Source organism: Campylobacter concisus (genome assembly GCF_003048575.1).
Taxonomy (GTDB): domain Bacteria; phylum Campylobacterota; class Campylobacteria; order Campylobacterales; family Campylobacteraceae; genus Campylobacter_A; species Campylobacter_A concisus_U.
Genome location: NZ_PIRZ01000003.1, coordinates 48,023 through 68,148 on the forward strand (window position 1 = coordinate 48,023; position 20,126 = coordinate 68,148).

General features: G+C 38.0%; 22 protein-coding genes. 20 read left to right on the top strand and 2 right to left on the bottom strand.

What is annotated here, in order from left to right:
* The first annotated feature begins 41 nt into the window (after positions 1–41).
* From gatC to CVS84_RS04460, 9 genes are read left to right on the top strand one after another with little or no spacing between them, the layout of a single operon-like run.
* Positions 42–329, top strand: a complete 288-nt coding sequence (gene gatC, locus CVS84_RS04420) for an Asp-tRNA(Asn)/Glu-tRNA(Gln) amidotransferase subunit GatC (protein ID WP_072594515.1) — start codon at positions 42–44, stop codon at positions 327–329.
* Positions 330–339: 10 nt separating this feature from the next.
* Positions 340–1,479 (top strand): type IV pilus twitching motility protein PilT, encoded by a 1,140-nt coding sequence (locus tag CVS84_RS04425; protein WP_230862215.1) that lies wholly within the window; start codon positions 340–342, stop codon positions 1,477–1,479.
* The gene (locus CVS84_RS04430; RefSeq protein ID WP_084041229.1) at positions 1,479–2,090 is read left to right on the top strand and encodes a CvpA family protein; all 612 of its coding nucleotides are present in this window, start codon (positions 1,479–1,481) and stop codon (positions 2,088–2,090) included. Before CVS84_RS04425 ends, CVS84_RS04430 begins: the two co-directional genes overlap by 1 nt.
* 1 nt (position 2,091) lies before the next feature.
* Positions 2,092–2,559, top strand: coding sequence for a Fur family transcriptional regulator (locus CVS84_RS04435; protein WP_021091630.1), 468 nt, complete (start codon positions 2,092–2,094; stop codon positions 2,557–2,559).
* Between the two features lie 4 nt (positions 2,560–2,563).
* A complete protein-coding gene (gene lysS / locus CVS84_RS04440; RefSeq protein ID WP_234411905.1) occupies positions 2,564–4,072 on the top strand; it encodes a lysine--tRNA ligase in 1,509 nt (502 codons plus the stop codon).
* Complete coding sequence (locus tag CVS84_RS04445; protein WP_084041231.1) at positions 4,069–5,313, top strand: serine hydroxymethyltransferase; 1,245 nt, start codon at positions 4,069–4,071, stop codon at positions 5,311–5,313. The genes lysS and CVS84_RS04445 overlap by 4 nt, the downstream gene beginning before the upstream one ends.
* Positions 5,313–5,855 (top strand): DUF1882 domain-containing protein, encoded by a 543-nt coding sequence (locus tag CVS84_RS04450; RefSeq protein ID WP_107691481.1) that lies wholly within the window; start codon positions 5,313–5,315, stop codon positions 5,853–5,855. The genes CVS84_RS04445 and CVS84_RS04450 overlap by 1 nt, the downstream gene beginning before the upstream one ends.
* A gap of 13 nt (positions 5,856–5,868) precedes the next feature.
* On the top strand, positions 5,869–6,714 hold the full coding sequence (locus CVS84_RS04455) for an SPOR domain-containing protein (RefSeq protein ID WP_107691334.1): 846 nt from the start codon (positions 5,869–5,871) through the stop codon (positions 6,712–6,714).
* Positions 6,711–7,502: a shikimate dehydrogenase gene (locus CVS84_RS04460; RefSeq protein WP_107691335.1), complete on the top strand. Its 792-nt coding sequence runs from the start codon at positions 6,711–6,713 to the stop codon at positions 7,500–7,502. The genes CVS84_RS04455 and CVS84_RS04460 overlap by 4 nt, the downstream gene beginning before the upstream one ends.
* Before the next feature lie 116 nt (positions 7,503–7,618).
* On the opposite strand, the gene CVS84_RS04465 is transcribed toward CVS84_RS04460, so the two are convergent.
* Positions 7,619–8,674, bottom strand: coding sequence for a TRAP transporter substrate-binding protein (locus tag CVS84_RS04465; protein ID WP_021091622.1), 1,056 nt, complete (start codon positions 8,672–8,674; stop codon positions 7,619–7,621).
* Between the two features lie 90 nt (positions 8,675–8,764).
* Between CVS84_RS04465 and pyk the strand changes: the two genes are divergently transcribed.
* Complete coding sequence (gene pyk / locus CVS84_RS04470; protein WP_107691336.1) at positions 8,765–10,216, top strand: pyruvate kinase; 1,452 nt, start codon at positions 8,765–8,767, stop codon at positions 10,214–10,216.
* 211 nt (positions 10,217–10,427) lie between these two features.
* Here pyk and dnaJ read toward each other — a convergent pair whose 3' ends face one another.
* On the bottom strand, positions 10,428–11,570 hold the full coding sequence (dnaJ, locus tag CVS84_RS04475) for a molecular chaperone DnaJ (RefSeq protein ID WP_107691337.1): 1,143 nt from the start codon (positions 11,568–11,570) through the stop codon (positions 10,428–10,430).
* A 122-nt stretch (positions 11,571–11,692) separates the two neighbouring features.
* On the opposite strand from dnaJ, the gene CVS84_RS04480 reads away from it, so the two are divergent.
* The 10 genes from CVS84_RS04480 to CVS84_RS04525 all read left to right on the top strand — a co-directional run bounded on the left by CVS84_RS04480 (position 11,693) and on the right by CVS84_RS04525 (position 20,089).
* Positions 11,693–12,364: a response regulator transcription factor gene (locus tag CVS84_RS04480; protein WP_021091583.1), complete on the top strand. Its 672-nt coding sequence runs from the start codon at positions 11,693–11,695 to the stop codon at positions 12,362–12,364.
* Entirely contained in the window at positions 12,361–13,617 is a 1,257-nt protein-coding gene (locus CVS84_RS04485) for an ArsS family sensor histidine kinase (protein ID WP_107691338.1), read from the top strand. Before CVS84_RS04480 ends, CVS84_RS04485 begins: the two co-directional genes overlap by 4 nt.
* Positions 13,614–14,186, top strand: a complete 573-nt coding sequence (recR, locus tag CVS84_RS04490) for a recombination mediator RecR (protein ID WP_009294391.1) — start codon at positions 13,614–13,616, stop codon at positions 14,184–14,186. The genes CVS84_RS04485 and recR overlap by 4 nt, the downstream gene beginning before the upstream one ends.
* A gap of 85 nt (positions 14,187–14,271) precedes the next feature.
* Positions 14,272–15,888, top strand: coding sequence for an anthranilate phosphoribosyltransferase (trpD, locus tag CVS84_RS04495; RefSeq protein WP_107691339.1), 1,617 nt, complete (start codon positions 14,272–14,274; stop codon positions 15,886–15,888).
* Positions 15,875–16,489 (top strand): phosphoribosylanthranilate isomerase, encoded by a 615-nt coding sequence (locus CVS84_RS04500; RefSeq protein ID WP_107691340.1) that lies wholly within the window; start codon positions 15,875–15,877, stop codon positions 16,487–16,489. The genes trpD and CVS84_RS04500 overlap by 14 nt, the downstream gene beginning before the upstream one ends.
* The gene (trpB, locus tag CVS84_RS04505; RefSeq protein WP_107691341.1) at positions 16,479–17,660 is read left to right on the top strand and encodes a tryptophan synthase subunit beta; all 1,182 of its coding nucleotides are present in this window, start codon (positions 16,479–16,481) and stop codon (positions 17,658–17,660) included. The genes CVS84_RS04500 and trpB overlap by 11 nt, the downstream gene beginning before the upstream one ends.
* Complete coding sequence (trpA, locus tag CVS84_RS04510) at positions 17,653–18,402, top strand: tryptophan synthase subunit alpha (RefSeq protein ID WP_107691342.1); 750 nt, start codon at positions 17,653–17,655, stop codon at positions 18,400–18,402. The genes trpB and trpA overlap by 8 nt, the downstream gene beginning before the upstream one ends.
* Before the next feature lie 78 nt (positions 18,403–18,480).
* A complete protein-coding gene (locus CVS84_RS04515; protein WP_107691343.1) occupies positions 18,481–18,900 on the top strand; it encodes a chemotaxis protein CheX in 420 nt (139 codons plus the stop codon).
* Complete coding sequence (gene fliN / locus CVS84_RS04520; RefSeq protein WP_021091807.1) at positions 18,897–19,214, top strand: flagellar motor switch protein FliN; 318 nt, start codon at positions 18,897–18,899, stop codon at positions 19,212–19,214. Before CVS84_RS04515 ends, fliN begins: the two co-directional genes overlap by 4 nt.
* The gene (locus tag CVS84_RS04525) at positions 19,211–20,089 is read left to right on the top strand and encodes an excinuclease ABC subunit A (protein ID WP_107691344.1); all 879 of its coding nucleotides are present in this window, start codon (positions 19,211–19,213) and stop codon (positions 20,087–20,089) included. Before fliN ends, CVS84_RS04525 begins: the two co-directional genes overlap by 4 nt.
* The last annotated feature ends 37 nt before the right edge of the window (positions 20,090–20,126 follow it).

The following is a 20,126-nucleotide window of genomic DNA, read 5'->3' on the forward strand; positions in this document are numbered from 1 at the left end:
GATATAATGGCTCAAAATTAATTAATAAGGTTACTTATATAATGCAAATAGATGATACTCTTTTAAATAAATTAGAAAAACTTTCTGCCTTACAAATCAGTGATGAAAAAAGAGAAGAAGTAAAAAAACAACTAAGCGAGATTGTATCTTTTGTTGATATTTTAAATGAACTTGATCTAAGCAGCGATGAAGCTGTAGTTAGCTCTATAAAAGGTGGCACGCCTTTAAGAGAAGATGAGCCAAGACCAAGCGATGTGATTGATACGATCTTGAAATACGCTCCTTCACGTGAAGGGCATTTTTTTGCTGTACCAAAAATAATAGAATAATGGTAAAAATATGGATCTAATCGAACAGCTTCAGGCGAAGAATTTAAGTGTAAAAATACCAGAAGATAATAGCCTTAATAATCTTACTGGCGATATAAAAACACTTTTAAAAACTGTTGTAAGTGATAAGGCAAGCGATCTTCACCTTGTTTCAAGATCTGAGCCGCAAATAAGAGTAGACGGTGCTTTAAAGCCCATTGATTTTGGCGTATTAAGTGGCAAGGATATAGAGAATTTATGTTTTGCTTTGATTACTGATGAACAAAAAAGTGAACTTGAGAATAATAAAGAGCTTGACTTTGCGATCGAGCTTCCAGATATTGGTCGCTTTCGTGGTAACTATTACTATACCATGAATGGTGATTTAGCTGCTGCTTTTCGTATAATCCCAATCAATATCCCATCTCTTGATGAGTTAAATGCCCCACAAATTTTTAAACACATTATTAAGCGTGAAAAAGGTCTTATTTTGGTTACCGGACCAACAGGAAGTGGTAAATCAACAACTCTTGCAGCTATGCTTAATGAAATAAATTTAAATTATAGAAAGCATATTATTACAATTGAGGATCCAGTCGAGTTTGTGCATAACAATAAAAAAGCTCTATTTTCTCATAGAAATATCGGCACTGACGCAACTTCTTACTCAAGGGCTCTAAAATCTGCGGTTCGCGAAGATCCAGATATCATACTTGTGGGCGAGATGAGAGATAGAGAAACGATTTCAACGGCTATTACGGCGGCTGAGACTGGACACTTGGTCTTTGGTACGCTTCACACAAATTCAGCCATACAAACGATAAATAGGATTGTCGATAGCTTTGATGGAAGTGAGCAGCTTCAAGTAAGAAATATGCTTAGCGTTTCGCTAACTGCTGTCGTTTCACAAAGTCTAATCCCAAAGATAGGCGGTGGAAGGTGCGCTGTGCATGAAATTTTAATAAACAATATGGCTATCTCGAACTTGATACGTGAAAATAAAATACATCAAATTTATTCTCAGATGCAGCTAAATCAACAACAAACTGGTATGAGTACGCAAACTCAGGCTTTGATGAAAGTCCTAAAAGAGGGTAAGATTACAAAAGAAAATGCGCTAGCTTATTCAACTAGTCAGCAAGAACTTCAAAATTTAATAGGAACTGTATAATGGATTTAGTAACGTGGTTTGATATTATTATTATTGCTCTTGTCTTGATGCTTGGCATAAAAGGCATATTAAATGGACTTATAAAAGAAGCTTTCGGGCTTATCGGACTTATCGGTGGCTTAATTATAGCTAGCAGGTTTTCAGATCTATCTGGTGAGTTTATAACTAAAAATATATATAAATTTGAAAATCCTTCATTTTTACAGTTTGTTGCATTTATCTCTCTTTGGCTAGTTTTTTGGTTAGTTTGCTTACTAGTTGGTAAATTTTTATCAAAAATAGTTTCAGTAAGTGGGCTTGGTTTTTTGGATAGACTTGGTGGATTTGTTATGGGAAGTGGAAAAATTTTCTTAACATTTTCGGCAGTAGTTGCTGTAATATCTGGCACTTCGCTAAATAATATAATTGCTCCTTATTTCGCGAACAGTAAAGTCTATCCGGTTTTGATAGAAACTGGCAAGTGGATAACAAATCTTGATGTGAAAAATATCAAAAGTGAGTTAGATGAGATAGTGGCAAGACCAATGGATACAAATAAAACTGATGCATTTATCTCAATGGATGCAAATGCTAGTGTAAATACCGACTCTAATATCACAAAAGGGGAATAAGATGATAGAAAATTTAGAATATGATGCGTTGCTTGAGAAATTCAAAAGAGTGCTTCGCGACAATGGTTTAAAATACACGAAACAGCGTGAAATTTTACTAAAAACGCTATACAACAATGGCGAACACTTTACTCCAGAAAGACTTTATCTTTTTATAAAAGAAACGCACCCTGAGCTAAATATTGGTATCGCAACTGTTTATAGAACACTAAATCTACTTGAAGAATCAGAGATGGTGACATCAATCAGCTTTGGTTCACAAGGCAAAAAATTTGAGCTTGCCACAAAGCCACATCACGACCATATGATATGCAGAAAGTGCGGCCTTATCATAGAATTTGAAGATCCAATGATAGAAAAAAGACAAATCAGTATCGCAAAAGATCATGGCTTTAAACTAACTGGCCATATGATGCAGCTTTATGGAATTTGTGAAAAATGCTCAAAAAATAATATAAAGGGAAAGTAAGGTGATATTTGACAACCAACATGAGATTCAACGACTACAAAGCATAGATGAGCTAAGAAATTTAGGTATTAATCCATATCCGCATTTTCTTAGAAGAGATATGAATATCTCTAAATTTAGACTAAAATTTAACTACATTAATGATACGGAAGAGAAAAAGGCCGAAGGTCAGCTAGTAGGTCTTGCAGGTAGAATAAAACTAATTCGTGATGCTGGAAAAGCGGTTTTTGCAAATATCGAAGATGAAGATGGAAATTTACAAATTTACTTTAGCAATAAAACGCTTGATCCAGAGTGGTTTAAAATTGTTAAAAAATACGTAGAGATAGGCGATATCGTCTATGTCAGAGGTTATGCATTTATAACAAGAACTGGCGAATTTTCCATGCATGTAAGCGAGCTTAGCCTTGCTTCAAAGTCGATAAGCCCACTTCCTGAGAAGTATCATGGACTAGTTGATGTTGAGACAAGATATCGCCAAAGATACCTTGATATGATAATGAACCCTGAAGTTAGAGCTGATTTTAAAAGACGCTCGGTGATTATAAGTACGATTAGAAGATTTTTTGAAGAAAAAGGCTTTTTAGAAGTTGAAACACCGATGCTACACCCAATAGCAGGCGGTGCAAACGCAAAGCCATTTATCACTTTTCACAATGCCCTTGGGGTCGAGAGATATCTAAGGATCGCACCTGAGCTATACCTCAAACGCCTTATAGTAGGTGGCTTTGAGGCTGTTTATGAGATGAATAGAAATTTTAGAAATGAAGGAATGGATCTTACTCATAATCCTGAGTTTACAAGTATAGAGTTTTACTGGGCATACCATAACTATCACGATTTAATGGGCATTACAGAGGATCTTTTTAATGTCATTTTAGACAAGCTAGATATGGAAAAAGTTGTAAATTTTGACGGCATGGAGATTGATTTTAGTAAGCCATTTAAGCGAATAAGCTACAAAAAAGCTCTCGTTGAGATCGGTGGACTAGATGAGAATGTCATAAATGACAAAGATAAAATTTTAGCAAAACTAAGAGCTGATGGCCTTGAAGCAAATGAGAAGCTTGATCTTGGTCACTTGCAAGCCGAACTATTTGATAACTATGTAGAGAGCAAGCTCATCCACCCAACCTTTGTTATCGATTATCCGATTTCGATCAGTCCACTTTCAAGAAGAAGTGACGCAAACCCTGATGTGGCAGAGAGATTTGAGCTATTTATCGCTGGTCGTGAGCTAGCAAATGGCTTTAATGAGCTAAACGATCCAATCGATCAATACAACCGCTTTAAAGCTCAAATCGATGTTAAAAATGCAGGCGATGATGAGGCACATGAGATGGATGAAGATTATGTAAAAGCCCTAGGCTATGGTATGCCGCCAGTTGCAGGTGAGGGTATAGGCATCGACAGACTTGTCATGCTTTTAACAGATAAAAAATCAATACGCGACGTTGTACTCTTCCCAGCGATGAGGCCACTAAAAACTGAGACAAAGGAGAACGAAAAATGAGTTTGCAAAGCTATGATAAAGACATTTATGATCTAGTAAATTTGGAGCTAAAACGCCAATGCGATCACCTTGAAATGATCGCTAGCGAGAATTTTACATATCCAGAAGTTATGGAAGTAATGGGCTCAATCCTAACAAACAAATACGCTGAAGGCTATCCTGGCAAGAGATATTATGGTGGCTGCGAATTTGTCGATGAGATCGAGCAAATAGCGATCGATAGATGTAAAGAGCTTTTTGGATGTGAATTTGCAAACGTTCAACCAAACTCAGGCTCTCAGGCGAACCAAGGTGTTTACGGTGCTTTACTTAATCCAGGTGATAAAATTTTAGGCATGGATCTAAGCCATGGTGGACACTTGACACACGGCGCAAAGGTCAGCAGCTCTGGCAAGATGTATGAGAGCTTTTTCTATGGCGTCGAGCTTGATGGCCGCATAAACTACGATAGAGTCATGGATATTGCAAAGATAGTAAAACCAAAAATGATCGTTTGTGGCGCAAGCGCATACACAAGAGAGATCGAGTTTAAAAAATTTCGTGAGATAGCTGACGCTGTTGGGGCGATACTTTTTGCAGATGTTGCTCACATTGCTGGTCTTGTTGTTGCTGGTGAGCATCAAAGTCCTTTTCCATACTGCGACGTTGTAAGTTCAACTACGCACAAAACATTAAGAGGCCCAAGAGGCGGTATCATTATGACAAATAACGAAGAGTATGCTAAGAAGATAAATGCTTCTATTTTTCCAGGCATTCAGGGCGGACCACTAGTTCATGTCATCGCAGCAAAGGCAGTTGGCTTTAAGCACAACCTTAGCCCTGAGTGGAAAATTTATGCTAAACAAGTAAAAGCAAATGCTAAAAAATTAGGTGAAGTATTAATAAAAAGAGGCTTTGACCTAGTAAGCGGTGGCACTGATAACCACCTAATTTTAATGAGCTTTTTAAATAGGGATTTTAGCGGTAAAGACGCAGATATCGCTCTTGGAAATGCTGGAATAACGGTAAATAAAAATACGGTTCCAGGTGAGACAAGAAGCCCATTTATCACAAGTGGTATACGTGTTGGTAGTCCTGCGCTTACGGCTCGTGGCATGAAAGAAGCTGAGTTTGAACTAATAGCAAACAAAATAGCTGACGTGCTAAGCGATATAAACAACACATCTTTACAAGAGAAGACAAAAGCTGAGCTAGTTGAACTTGCTCATAAATTTATAATCTATGATAAAGCGACATTTTGATGCAAAGTATTGATACGGCACTTATAAAGATTATTACAACTCACTACTATATCAAGCGTGATACGATCATTAATAAAATAGAATACAGAGGTAAAATTTTCTTTGATAAATTTGAAAAGATAAATGAGCCACTGACCTATAATATTATGAAAGAGCATGAAGAGGGCAAAGCTGTTATCGCACACTCTTTAATAAATGCAAATGATAAAGTTGAAAATATAGTCTTTGACTATAACGGCAGAACCCCAGATAGATTTTGGCATAAAGCACAGCTTCTTCTAAGAGAAGAGGGCTTTATAAATTTTACAGCCTACGAGAGTAAGACGCCAGGACATCTGCATCTTTATGTGCATAAAGGTCACACTACGCTAAATGAGGCTTGCCAGCTAGCAAATATGCTCAACGCAAAGCTTTCGCAGAAGTTGCCTAAAGAGTGGAGGATGTTTCCAAATATCGATATGCCAAAAGAATTTAACATACTAACTTTACCTTATAAACTCTATCAAAAAGAGCGTGGGGCAAGTTGGTCAAAATATATGTAATTAAGGATAAAAAGTGGAAAACGATGAGTTAAAAGATATTCTTTTAGAAAGAGACGATGACGCAAGAGGATTGAAACTAAAAAAACTTCTGATATTTATAGCAGCTCTTATTATACTTTTTTTGATTATTGTAGTTGCTATGAAGCTAGTAAATTCAAGCGATCCTTCACAAGCGCAAAATGAAGCTGATTCAAGACTAGTACTTCCTCCAGTACCAGCCGAGCAGCCAGTAGATAGACAAGCTCCGATAGCTGATACAAATTCAGACAATAAAAAAGGCGATACACAGCTCTTTGAGCAAGTACCGATCGTGCCTGAAAATAAGCAACAAGATGAATTTGAAGATATGATCAAAAAGCTAAAAGATAAAGAAAACAATAAGCCTATTTCTAAAACTGAAGAGCCAAAAGAGATAGTTAAGCCTATCGAAAAGCCTGCAGAAATACCAGCAAAAAAAGCTGAGACAAAGGTGGATACTCCAGTTAAAAAAGTCGAAAAAGTAGCAACTACTGATAAAAAGAGTGAGGTAAAACCAGCCAAAACTGAAAATAAAGTAGATAAAAAGATTGAAAAAAAGGCTGAAACCAAAATAGAAAAAACGGATAAAAAAGCTGAAGTAGCTAAAACCGAACCTGCTACAAAAGGCTCTTATGTTCAAGTATTTGTGACTAGTAAATTTAATCCAAATGCTGAATATATGAAAAAGATCGCTGCTAAGGGATATAGCTACAAGACTATAAAAGTTGGCGAGTTGACTAAAATTTTAGTTGGTCCATTTGATGAAAAAACGCTTCAAAAAGCAGTAGGCGATATTAGAAAAGATATCAATAAAGACGCTTTTATCTTTAGAGCAAAATGAAAACATTCGCAGTCTTTGGAGATCCAATAGCTCACTCGGTATCTCCGAGGCTGCACAATAAAACCATTGCAGACCTGGGCTTAAAAGCACTTTATACAAGAGTCTTGCTAAAAGATGGCAGCGAATTAATCAATAAATTTAAATCCTTAAAATTAAACGGTGCAAATGTAACACTTCCACATAAAGAGTGGGCTTTAAATTTAGCCGATGAAGCTTCAGATATAGCTCGCAAAATAGGCTCTGCAAATACTCTTGTGCTTAAAAATGACAAAATTTATGCTCACAATACAGATGCGCCTGGGTTTTTAAAGGCAATAAAAAATTTTAAAGATGTAAAAAAAGCTATTGTTCTTGGAGCTGGCGGTACTGCAAATGCCATAACTTATGCATTAAAAGAACAAGGCGTTGATGTTTGCATACTAAATAGAAGCAAAGATAGGCTTGAGAAATTTAAAGATGAGTACAAATGCTTTAGTTGGGATAACTACGAAGAGCAAAAATTTGATCTAGTTATTAACTCGACCTCTGCTGGTTTAAAGGATGATTTTTTACCGGCACCTAAAGAAATTTTAAAAAGCATTTTTAAGGATGCTAAATTTGCATTTGATGTGATTTATGGCAAGCAAACACCATTTTTAGAAATGGCCAAGCAAAGCAGCCTTGGTGTAAAAGATGGCACCGATATGCTTTTATATCAAGCGGTCTTAGCACTAAATTTATTTTTTAACAATACACTCGATGAGTCAAAGATCGAGCGCTCAATGAGAGAAATTTTCTATCTAGAATAGCCACCAGTATTTATTTTTATAAAAATTTATAGCTTATAGAAACATTTTGATTAAAATTTTTATTGAAAGTAACTGGAGCAAATATAAAAAGCAGGGAAGATCCCTGCTAAATTTTACTATTCGTTTGTCTTGATATAAGCGTAGTCTGAAATTTTAGTCCATTCTCTTGCTTTTTTAAGGAAAGCTCTTTGAGACTCAACGATCTCTTTAAATAACGGATCTTTAGCACTCTCTTCATCAAGTAATTCATTTGTGGCTTTTTTAAGAGCTGCGATTACTTCTGGTGGGAAAGACTTTACTTGGATGTCTGGATACTCGCTCTTCATTTTATCCCAGTACTCGACGTTTGAATAAAATACTTTTGTATTTGCATCTCTTGCTACTTCTGCTGCAGCTGCTTCAAAGATCGCTTTTAGGTCATCTGGAAGTTTTTCGTATGATTTTTTATTAAAGAAAAATTGAGTTTCACCGTTTGGCTCTTGCCAGCCTGTGTAGTAGTATTTTGCCACTTTGTGAAAACCAAGTGCCATGTCATAAGCTGGGCTTACCCATTCGACTGAGTCGATCGTTCCCATCTCAAGGGCCATGTAAAGCTCACCAGTTGGGATAGTATTGATGTTAGCGCCAAGTTTAGCGTAAATTTCACCACCAAAGCCCGGAATTCTTATCTTTAAGCCTTTGATATCATCTAATGATTTGATCTCTTTTTTAAACCAGCCACCCATTTGCATGCCGGTATTTCCAGCTCTAAAAATTTTGATATTGTATGGATCGTAAACTTTTGCCTCAAGTTCCTTACCACCGCCAAATTCATACCAAGCTGTTTGCTCATCAGTATTCATCATAAATGGAGTTGCTGTAAAAAATATAGTTTTAGCATCTTTGCCTTTATAATAATAGCTACTTGTGTAGGTAATGTCGTATTGACCGCTTTTAGCAAAATCAAGCATCGCAAAAGGCGATTTATGCTTTGATGGATAATCAATCCTTAGCTCAAGTCTACCATTACTCATCTTTTCAACTTTATCCTTTAGCTCTTTTGGTACATCACCAAGCACTGGCATAGTGCTCTCCCATGAGCTAGCAAGCTTTAGCTTATAAACTTTATCATCTCCCATAGCAACGCAAGCAACAGCTGCTAAACCAAGAGACGCTAATAAAAATTTATTCATATCTTCTCCTTTGAAATTTTGACTATTATACAAAAAATTACATTATTAAAATGTGTTATAATCGCAAAAATCAAATTTATGGGGCATAAAATGATAAAAAAGACGAAAATCGTAGCTACTTTGGGGCCAGCAAGTGATAATGAAGAGACAATGGAGGCGATGGTAAAAGCAGGTGTTAATGTCTTTCGTTTAAATTTTAGCCATGGGACACACGAATACCATAAATCAAACATTGACAAGATAAGAAATATCGAAAAAAAGCTAAATAAAAGAATAGGAATTTTACAAGATATCTGCGGCCCAAAGATCAGAGTTGGCAAGCTTAGTGAGCCATTTTATCTAAAGGCTGGTGATGAACTTAGTATCCATGCTGATGAGATTATCGGTGAAAAAGTGGAAAAAGGAATTTATAAAGTAAGCCTAAATCAGCCTCAAATTTTGCCTATGCTAAAGGTTGGCGAGTATGTCTACCTTTATGATGGCTCGATCAGAGCAAGAGTCACAGGTGAGGGCAAAGAGGTGGTAAAAACTATCATTGAAAATGATGGAATTTTAAACTCAAATAAAGGCGTAAATTTCCCAAATACAGCTCTTGGCATCGAGATCATCACACCAAAAGATAAAGAAGATATGAAATTTGGCGCAAAGCATGGCGTAAATTTTGTCGCCATTAGCTTCGTGCAAGATGCAAATGACGTAATAAAGGCAAAAAATATCTTAAAAGAATTTGGCTCAAGAGCTGCCGTTTTATCTAAGATCGAGAAATTTGACGCAGTTGAAAATATAGACGACATCATCGCAAAGAGTGATGGTATCATGGTAGCTCGTGGTGATCTTGGGATAGAAGTGCCATTTTATAAGGTTCCAACTATCCAAAAGCTCATCATCAAAAAGGCAAATGCAGCAAGCAAGCCAGTCATCACAGCAACTCAAATGATGCTAAGCATGGCGGAGCATGAAACTGCCACAAGAGCGGAGATCAGTGACGTGGCAAATGCCGTGCTAGACGGTACTGATGCTGTTATGCTAAGCGAGGAGAGTGCGATCGGTAAAAACCCAGTCGCGGTCGTGGAGGCGATGAGTAAAACGATCATCCAAACTCAAAGCATCTATCCATATAATAAATTTGATGAGTTTGACTTTTTTGACGAGACTGATATGGTGGCAAGTAGTGCCGCATCTCTTGCTGTTCGCATAAAGGCAGATGCTTTAATCTCAATCACTGGCTCAGGAAAATCGGCTATAAAATTAGCTAGAAATCGCACAAATATCGACATCATCGCAGTAGCTCACGATGAGCAAACAGCACACATGCTTACTCTTGCTTGGGGTGTTACACCAGCGCTTGTACTAGAAAAAACAAAGCTTAGCTCACTTTTAGCAAATGTCATGAAAAAGGCGTATGAAGAGGGATATGTCGAACACGACAAGACCTATCTTGTCACCGCCGGTCACCCTACGGGCGTTGAGGGTAGCACAAACCTTATACGTATCATCAGACGCGATCAGCTTGATTATTATTTGGAGCTTGCAACTGAGTAAATTTATACTCTCTTGCAAATTTTAAAATTTTGCTTGCTCGTAAGAATTGACTGCTAAGATTCGTTCTTGCTTTTTGCTTGGCTTAAATTTTAGAGCTGAAATTACTCGCTCATGAAATTTTAAAATTTGTGTGAAATTTACTTGTAAAAATAAGGTGCAAAAGTCTGTTTTAGAGAATTTGTGACGCTAAATTTCACGTCACAAATCAATTTTATTTTTTCTTTTTCTTCTTTGGCTCATCGCCTTTAAACCAGCTTTTTATCTTATCAAAGACGCTTTCATCGGTATTTGATTTGCCTGATTCTATGCCAAAGCTAGCTTGAAGCTTATTTAAAAGCTCTTTTTGCTCATCGCTTAGTTTTTCAGGCGTTTGAATAGAAATTTGCGCTACAAGCCTACCTTTTTTGCGCGAATTTACGCTTTTGATACCTTCGTTTTCAAAGATAAATTGCTGCTTATCCTTTGCTCCAACAGGTAGTTTTAGCTCAGTTTCTCCTCGAAGCGTTGGAATTTTTATGCTTTCGCCAAGTATAGCTTGCGTGAAAAAGACAGGAATTTCTAGATAAACATCGTCATTGTGACGAATGAAATGCTTATCTTCTTTTACGTTTATGCTTACATAAAGATCGCCTTGAACGCCGTTTGTGCCGATATTGCCTTTACCAGCTACTCTCATTCTCATGCCGCTATCAACGCCTTCAGGGATGGTAATCTTTACAGTTTGTTGCTGGATTTTATAAGCTTTCGCGTTACAATCGGGGCATGGTTCGCTTATTACTTCACCGCTTCCGTGACAATATGGACACTCTTGGACGATATTCATAAAGCCATTTCCGCGTGTTATCCTGCCACTTCCGCCACAGTGCTGGCAAGTCTTGCTCTTGCCATCTTTACTGCCGGTTGCATTGCATGTTGGGCAAGGCACTTTTTGATCAAATTTTATCTCTTTTTCACAACCAAAAATAGCTTCGTTAAACTCCAAATTTATAGGAATTTCAAGATCGGCTGAGTATTTTTCAGAGTATCTTCTTCTCTGCCTAGAACTACTTGCAAAACCGCCACCAAAAAATGAGTCAAAAATATCTGAAAGATCAAAATCGGCACTAAACCCGCCGCCGCTACCAAATCGACCCTCAAGGCCTTCTTTGCCATATCTGTCGTAGATAGAGCGTTTTTGCTCGTCGCTTAAAACTTGATAAGCTTCATTTATCTGTTTAAATTTTAGTTCAGCCTCTTTGTCGCCAGAATTTCTATCTGGATGATATTTTAAAGCGAGCCTTCTAAAGGCTTTTTTGATCTCATCTCCGCTTGCATTTCTTGAAATTTCAAGGATTTCGTAATAGTCAAATTCCACATTTTTCCTTGTTAATTAAGCTTATTTTAAATATGGGATTTTACCCAAAAAAGTTTAAATTTAAAAAAGAATTTACATTTTTGCCGTATAATCTCTACTATTTTTAATAAAAAGGATAATTCATGGTTAATGTTTTAATGATAGAAGACGATCCAGAATTTGCACAAATTTTATCTGAATATCTTGATAGTTTTAATATAAAAGTTACGAATTTTGAAGACCCTTATTTAGGACTTAGCGCTGGGATAAAAAACTATGACCTGCTAATACTTGACCTTACTTTACCGGGCATTGATGGGCTTGAGGTTTGTAAAGAAATTCGCCAAAAATACGACATTCCTATCATCATAAGTTCAGCTAGAAGCGATATTAGCGACAAGGTTGTTGGACTTCAGCTTGGTGCTGATGATTATTTGCCAAAACCATACGATCCAAAAGAGATGTATGCTCGTATCACAAGTCTTATAAGAAGATATAAAAAGACAAATGAAGTACAAGAAGAGGTTGTCGATAGTGCATTTAGGATCGATGATAAACGTCACGAAATTTACTTTAACAATGAGCCGTTAGCTCTTACTCCAGCTGAGTATGAAATTTTAACTTATCTCATTAAGCAACACAGCTTTTCAGTATCACGCGAACAGCTAGTTTATAACTGTAAAAGCCTAAAGGATAAAGATTCAAAGAGCTTAGATGTTATTATCGGACGCCTTAGATCAAAAATCGGTGATAGCTCAAAAGCCCCAAAACATATATTTTCAGTAAGAGGCATAGGATATAAGCTTATCGGATGAAATATTCCATAACTACGAAGATAACTATTATCTTTGCCATAGCTTTCTCGCTGATGTGCTTGCTCTTTGTAACTTTTGCAAACATTCAGCAAGAGAGCGCTTTAGAAAAGCTAAAGGATAGACAAATAAGTGCGATGAACTACCTTGTCGCACTCTATGAACGCGGAAATCCTCCAAGAGATTTAGAGCATTATTTTAAAAATTTTTACTTAGAGTATGTTGGAAATAAAAATTTAGCCACTTCAATAGCTACAAACGGGACTGTTGTTTTTACACAGCACACGCCTCTTGGAGTGGTACAATCGGTTAATTACAAAGGCGATTTGTATTTGCTTATTAAAAATCCGTCTTTTCAGCTACTTCTTGAAAGTAATGACGCAAGACACGTAAATGATCCGCTTTGGGTTGCTTTTTTGATAGTTTCAGCCCTTCTCATCTCACTTTATGTTTCTGTTCTTAGAAGTCTTTCGCCGCTTAGAAGGCTTAGTAAAGACATCAGAAAATTTGCCAGTGGAAATATGGAAATGGCGATGACGGCTAGGCTAAATGAAAATGAGCAAGATGAGATCGGTCAGGTCGCAGTGGAGTTTGATAACGCCGTTTGTAAGATAAGAGAACTCATCCGTTCAAGGCAGCTATTTTTGCGTGCGATTATGCACGAGCTAAAGACTCCTATTGGCAAGGGGAGGATCGTCTCTGAGATGGTCGCAAACGAGACTCAAAAGATGAGACTTATCAATGTATTTGAGCGACTTGAGATGCTGATAAATGAATTTAGTAAAGTTGAACAGCTCCTTTCTAAAAGCTACGCACTAAACTACCAAGAGTGCCATTTTTCGCTTATATTAGAGCAAGTGCAAGATATGCTTATGCTTGATAAATTTGAAGAGCGAGTGAGCTGTGATATCAGGGACGATGTCATATTAAGAGTGGATTTTCAGCTTTTTAGTTTAGCGATTAAAAATTTGATAGACAATGCCCTAAAATACGCAGAGGATAAAAAGGCTATTTTGATCTGCGATAGCGAATTTATTGCGGTTAAAAATTTAGGCAAAAAGCTAAATCATCCGATTGATTACTACAAACAAGCTTTTGTGCGTGGCGATAAAGTGAGCGTAGGGAGTGGCATGGGGCTTGGACTTTATATCATCGAGCAAATTTGTCAGATGCAAAAATTTGAGCTTACTTACGACTACGAAGACGGCTATCACGTCTTTAAAATTTTACTTAGATCAAAGGCGAAGCGAGCATGAAAAGAGGCTTAGAAAAATTTAACGAGCTAACTGAGTCTTTTGCAAAGCTCCCTGGTGTTGGTAAAAAATCAGCCGCAAGGTTTGCTTACTTTGTCTGCATGCAAGATAGCTTTGCAGGGCTAAGACTCGCTCAAAATATCGAAGATGCGGTGAGGTTTATTAAACGTTGTGAGCGTTGCGGTGGGCTAAGTGAAAATGAAATTTGTGATATTTGCAGCGACGAGAGCAGGGATAGCGAGGTCATTTTGCTGGTTGAGAGCCCAAAAGATATTCTAGTCTTTGAGCAAAATGGCATCTACAACGGCCTTTACTTCGTACTTGACGAGATAGATGAGGATGCCATAGAGAGACTACGAAGTGCTATCAAGCAAAATGGCTCAAAAGAGGTCGTTTTTGCCTTTACACCAGGGCTAAATTCTGACGCGCTCATGCTTTACGTCGAGGATAAGCTTGGCATGAGTGAAATTTCATTTAGCAAGATCGCCCAGGGCGTGCCAACTGGTGTAAATTTAGAAAACGTCGACATGCTTTCACTTTTAAAAGCCTACGAAAGCCGTACAAAAGCCTAATTAAACTTTCTTTTAGTTATAATTTTGCCTAAATTTATAGAAATTTAGGCAAGGCTCAACCGCTGCTAAATTTAAAGGATATAGGTTGATTTTACTCATAGATAATTACGATAGTTTTGTTTTTAATGTCGAGCAATATGTAAAAGAGCTTACTGATGAAGAGGTCAGATGTGTTAGAAACGACAAGATTACACTTGATGAGATCAAAAAACTAAACCCAAGCAAGATCGTTTTAAGCCCAGGACCAAAGCACCCAAAAGATAGCGGAGTTTGTTTAGAAATTCTAAAAGCCGACCTTGGCGTGCCTGTGCTTGGAATTTGCCTTGGACACCAAGCTATCGGCCTAAGCTACGGCGCAAAGATAAAAAGACTAGATGACCCACTACACGGCAAAACCTCATTTATCGACGTGAAAAACAAAGAGCCGCTCTTTGCTGGGCTACCTGAGCGCTTTGAGGTCATGCGCTACCACTCTCTCTATGTCGATGAGCTCCCAGCTAGCTTAAGCGCTGATGCGGTGAGCGATGATGGCGTAGTTATGGCACTTAGCGTTAAAGATAAGCCGATCTTTGGTATCCAGTTTCACCCTGAGAGCTACTTTACGCAATACGGCAAAAAGATCGTTGAAAATTTTGTAAATTATAAGGCAAAAGATGAGGTTAAAGAGCCAAAAATTCGCTCTCTTAAGCCATATCTTATCAAGCTTCAAGAGAGTATACCGCTTGATGATAGCGACTTTGAGCAAATTTGCGAGATAATAGCCAGTAAAGAGTACGAGATAGTGCAGCTTTCAGCCCTTTTGGTGCTCATTAGCGAAAAGAGCCTCTATCCAAAAAGTCTCGCTGCGCTTGCAAAAAACATCCTAAAATACTCGCAAACCTACCGCGATGATACGCCTATGATCGATCTTTGTGGCACAGGAGGCGATGGCTTTAAGACGATAAATATCTCAACAACTGTGGCATTTATCCTTGCAAGTCTTGGCATAAAGGTCGCAAAACACGGCAACAAGGCAGTTTCAAGCAAGTCTGGCAGCTCTGATGTGCTTGAAATTTTAGGTGTAAAAAGTGAAAAATCACTGGCAAAACAGCGTAAAAATTTAGCTAGTAAAAATTTAGCCTTCTTTCACGCGCCATTTTTCCATCCGCTAGTGGGTGAGGTGAGAGAAGTGCGCCAAAGACTCGGCATAAGGACCGTATTTAATGTGCTTGGACCGCTTTTAAATCCAAATTTAAACCTTACAAACCAGCTAGTTGGCGTCTATCATAAGCCTGTTTTAAAACTCTACGCCCAGACGCTTAAGATCCTTGGCAGAAAGCACGCTCTAGTCGTTCGCGGCGATGACGGACTTGATGAGATCACACTTTGCAGTGAAACGAGCGTTGTGGAGCTAAAAAATGGCGAAATTTTTGAATACAGCATCACGCCAGAGCAGTTTGGCTTTAAAAGAGCGCTTCACAGCGATATCGAGGGTGGCACGCCTGAAGAAAATGCCAAAACATTGATCCGCACGCTAAAAGGCGAGGAGCAGGGGGCGAAATTTGACATCGTGGTCTTTAACGCTATGTTTGCGCTTTATGCAGCTGATGGCGCAAAGAGCCCAGACGAGGCTAAAAAAATGGTGCTTGAGGCTATAAATTCAGGCAAGGCGTATAAATTTTATGAAGAGTTTATAAAGGCTGGGGCTAATGGCACTAGTTAAAATTTGTGGCATCAAAACGCTAGATGAGGCAAGTGCGGTTTGCGCTTTGGATGTTGATTTTATCGGGCTGATATTTGCCAAAAGTAAAAGAAGGGTTGATCTAAATTTAGCTAGGCAGATAGCCAAATTTGCTCACAGTAAGGGCAAAAAAATAGTTGGCGTTTTTGCTGAGCAAAGTGATTGCGAGATAATGGAAATTTGCCAGTTTGCTGGTCTTGACGTGGCTCAGGTGCATGGAGCGATGAGTGAAAATTTAGGTGCAAATTTAAAAGATATGGGGCTTGAGATTTGGCAGGTTTTTAGCGTGAAAGATAGCTTGCCAGAGGTTGATTTTAAGCATTTTGACATGGCACTTTTTGACTGCAAGGGCGAAAATGCCGGCGGAAACGGCACTAGCTTTGAGTGGGAAATTTTAAAAGAGGTTAAATTTAAATTTGGCATGGCTGGGGGCATAGGCGAGCACAACATCAAAGAGGCGCTGAAATTTAGGCCATATTTAGTCGACATCAACTCCAAAGTCGAGGACGAAAACGGCATAAAAGATGCGCAAAAGATAGAGAGAATTTTAAAGATCATAGGTGAGGTAGAAAATGAACACTAAAGCATATTTTGGAAAATTTGGCGGGCAGTTTGTGCCTGAGACGGTGATGTTTGCTCTTGATGAGCTAGAAAACGCCTATGCCAGTATCGCAAAAACAAAAGAGTTTAAAGACGAGCTTGATGATCTGCTTAAAAATTATGTGGGTAGGCCTAGTCCGCTCTTTTTCGCAAAGCGCCTAAGCGAGCACTACGGACATGAAATTTACCTAAAAAGAGAGGATCTAAACCACACTGGCGCGCATAAGATAAACAACGCCCTAGCTCAAGCGTTGCTTGCTAAAAAAATGGGTAAAAAGAAAATTTTAGCTGAGACTGGAGCTGGACAGCATGGCGTGGCGACAGCGACTGCAGCGGCACTTTTGGGCTTAGAGTGTGATGTCTATATGGGCGCAACAGACGTTGCTAGGCAGCAGCTAAATGCCTTTCGTATGCAGCTTCTTGGAGCAAAGGTGGTGAGCGTTGAAGACGGGCTAAAAACGCTAAAAGAGGCGACTACGGCGGCCATACAAGCGTGGGTAAACGAGATAGAGAGCGCATTTTACGTCATTGGCTCAGCCGTTGGCCCGCATCCGTATCCAAAGATCGTGCGCGACTTCCAAAGCGTGATTGGCACAGAGGCCAAAGCTCAGCTTGCAGACTACGGCAAAAAGGCTGACTACGCCATCGCCTGCGTTGGTGGAGGTAGTAATGCTATTGGAATTTTTAGTGCATTTTTGGACGATGAGAGTGTAAATTTAGTAGGTATCGAGGCTGGCGGTCTTGGTATAGAGACGCCTTATCACGCAGCTACGCTTAGCAAAGGCAAAACCGGCATCATCCACGGCATGAAAACGACGGTCTTGCAAGATGAATACGGCATGATCTCACCAGTTCACAGCATCTCAGCAGGCCTAGACTACCCAGGCATCGGCCCAGAGCACGCCCACCTAAACGACATTAAAAGGGTAAAATACGAAGCTGTAACTGACGATGAGTGCATAAACGCTCTTTATTTCTTAAGCAAGATGGAGGGCATCATTCCAGCCATCGAGAGTGCGCATGCACTAGCGTATCTAGAGAAGCTTTGCCCAAAACTTGATAAAAAAAGCGTCATAGTCGTAAATGTCTCAGGTAGGGGCGATAAGGACATAAATACGGTTATCGGCTACGAAAAAGGAAAAATTTATGGATAAGATCAAAAGTGCATTTAACGGCAAAAAGGCAAACATCGGCTACATCGTGGCTGGATATCCAAGCTTAGAAAAAACGAAGGAATTTTTAGAAAATTTAGATGATAGCACGCTTGATCTAGTTGAGATCGGCATCCCTTACTCTGATCCGCTGGCTGATGGTAAACTCATAGCGCAAGCTAGCTTTGAGACGGTGCAAAACGGCGTAAATACGGACATTGTCTTTGATATGCTTGAGAGTTGCAAGGCAAAAGTGACAAAGCCACTTATATTTTTGGTTTATTACAACATCATCTTTGCTTATGGTGTTGATAAATTTCTAAAAAGATCAGTTGAGGCTGGAGTTAGCGGCTTTATCGTTCCGGATCTGCCTTGCGAGGAGTGCGAGGAATTTGCTCTAAAGTGCAAGGAGCTAAATTTATGCCTCGTGCCACTTATCAGCGTCACATCTGGTAGTAGAGCGGATGGAATTTTAAAATTTGGCTCAGGATTTATCTACGCTCTTGGCGCAATCGGCGTTAGCGGTTCAAAAAGGGCTGATGAAGATAGGATAAAAAATTTGGTCCTAGAGCTTAAGAAAAAGAGCGATCTGCCAGTAGCTGTGGGCTTTGGTATAAAAAACAAAGATGATGTTAATGAGGTAAAAAAATATGCTGACGGAGCGATAATAGGTACTCAAATAGTTAAGCTTTGTGCCGAATTTAGCGGTGAAAAGCTAGTAAAAGAGATAGATAAACTCTTTTAAAATGCTTAATAAATTTATAGCTAATTTAGTAAAGCCAAAGTATAATTGAAAATGCATTTCAAGTCTTAAGGAAGAGATATGAGAAAAGTTATAGATGAAGCTACAAGCTATCTTTGCAAGGATACTTTAGGGCTGGATTTAGAGTTTGGTAAGAGTCTGGGCAAAGGATTTTACGGAGCTAGCATACCAGTCTATAAGGGCAAAAGCGAGTATTATTTTTACCTATTTTTTAAAAAAGATACTTTGAAAATTTTCATGAATGCCTTTTTTGGTCACGAAGATGTTGATGGTGGCGATTTAGACGATCTTTGCAAAGAGATAGCCAATCAGATCATTGGCAAAGCTAAAAATTTACTAAATGAAAAAGAGCCAAATACTTATAAACTTGGGACACCTGAATTTTTAGGTGAAGTTGAAAATTTTGGTATCAAACTAAAAGAGAAATTTGTATATAAAATAAAAAATAGAACATTTCAAATAGGCTACGACATACAATGAACGACGAGAGTGCGATAGAGACGCTAGAGCAGCTAGGGCTTTTTAAGAGCTATGATGAGCTTATGGATATAAGCGTTGATTTTATAGCTGAGCTAGGAACTACCACGGTTAGTATAAATGAGCTTTTGAAATTTGAAGCTGGCTCGGTTATAGACCTCGAAAAGCCAGCTGGTGAGAGCGTAGAGCTATATATAAATAATAGAATTTTTGGAAAAGGCGAAGTAATGGTTTATGAGAAAAATTTAGCCATCAGGATAAATGAAATTTTGGATTCAAAGTCAGTTATTCAGTACTTCAAAAAAGAACTTTTATGAAATTTATACTATTTTTCTTACTTTTTGCAACTCAAATTTTAGCTTCAAACCTATTAACTTACAATATCTATGAACGTGCTGATAGAGTCGATATTATGCTTAGCTTTGATGCACCTTATGAAGGAAATATCTTTCAAAAGCGCGAAAAGGACACAACATCTTTGATATTAAATTCGCTAAATTACGATCAAAGTGCCAGCAAAGATATAAACTCAAAGATTATTCAAGAGCTTGAGATAGAGCCAAAGCAAAACTCGCTTGTCTTAAATTTGCGCTCAAATGATGCTATTATCGTAAATGCTTCAAAGACGACTGATAGTTTTGGGCTCCGCATTCGTGTAACTCTAAAAAATGCAAAACCTCAAATACAAAATATGCCTCAAGCTAGTGCAAAAATAGAGAGCCCTAGCACTCCAAAGATAGATGAAGAGCCTATGTTAAATATAGACTCAAGGTATTTTATAGTCTTAAGTGTGCTTATTGCGCTTCTTGTATTTTTATATGTATTTAAAAGATATATTACTTCAAAGAGTAGTGATTTTAGCGGGTTTAAAACACCTAGAAATCAGTCTCAAAATGATACAAAATCAATGAACTGGCTACTTAAAAATCAAAATAGTAACGTCAATATAATATATGAAAAGTATCTTGATCGCACTAATAAACTAATGCTATTAAGCTATGAAAATAGACGTTATTTAGTGATAGTCGGTAGCTCAAATGTAATGCTTGATAGCTTTGGTGAAGACAAGATACAAAATGAGCAAGATTTTGCTATATTTTTTGAAGAGAACAAGAAAAAACTAAGCTCATTTTTGGAAGAGCGAAAAAATAGTTTAAGTAACTATAAAGATAAAATGAGCGGAGAATTTTAGTAGTTTTAGCTAAAATTCTCGTCCAATTTAAATTTTT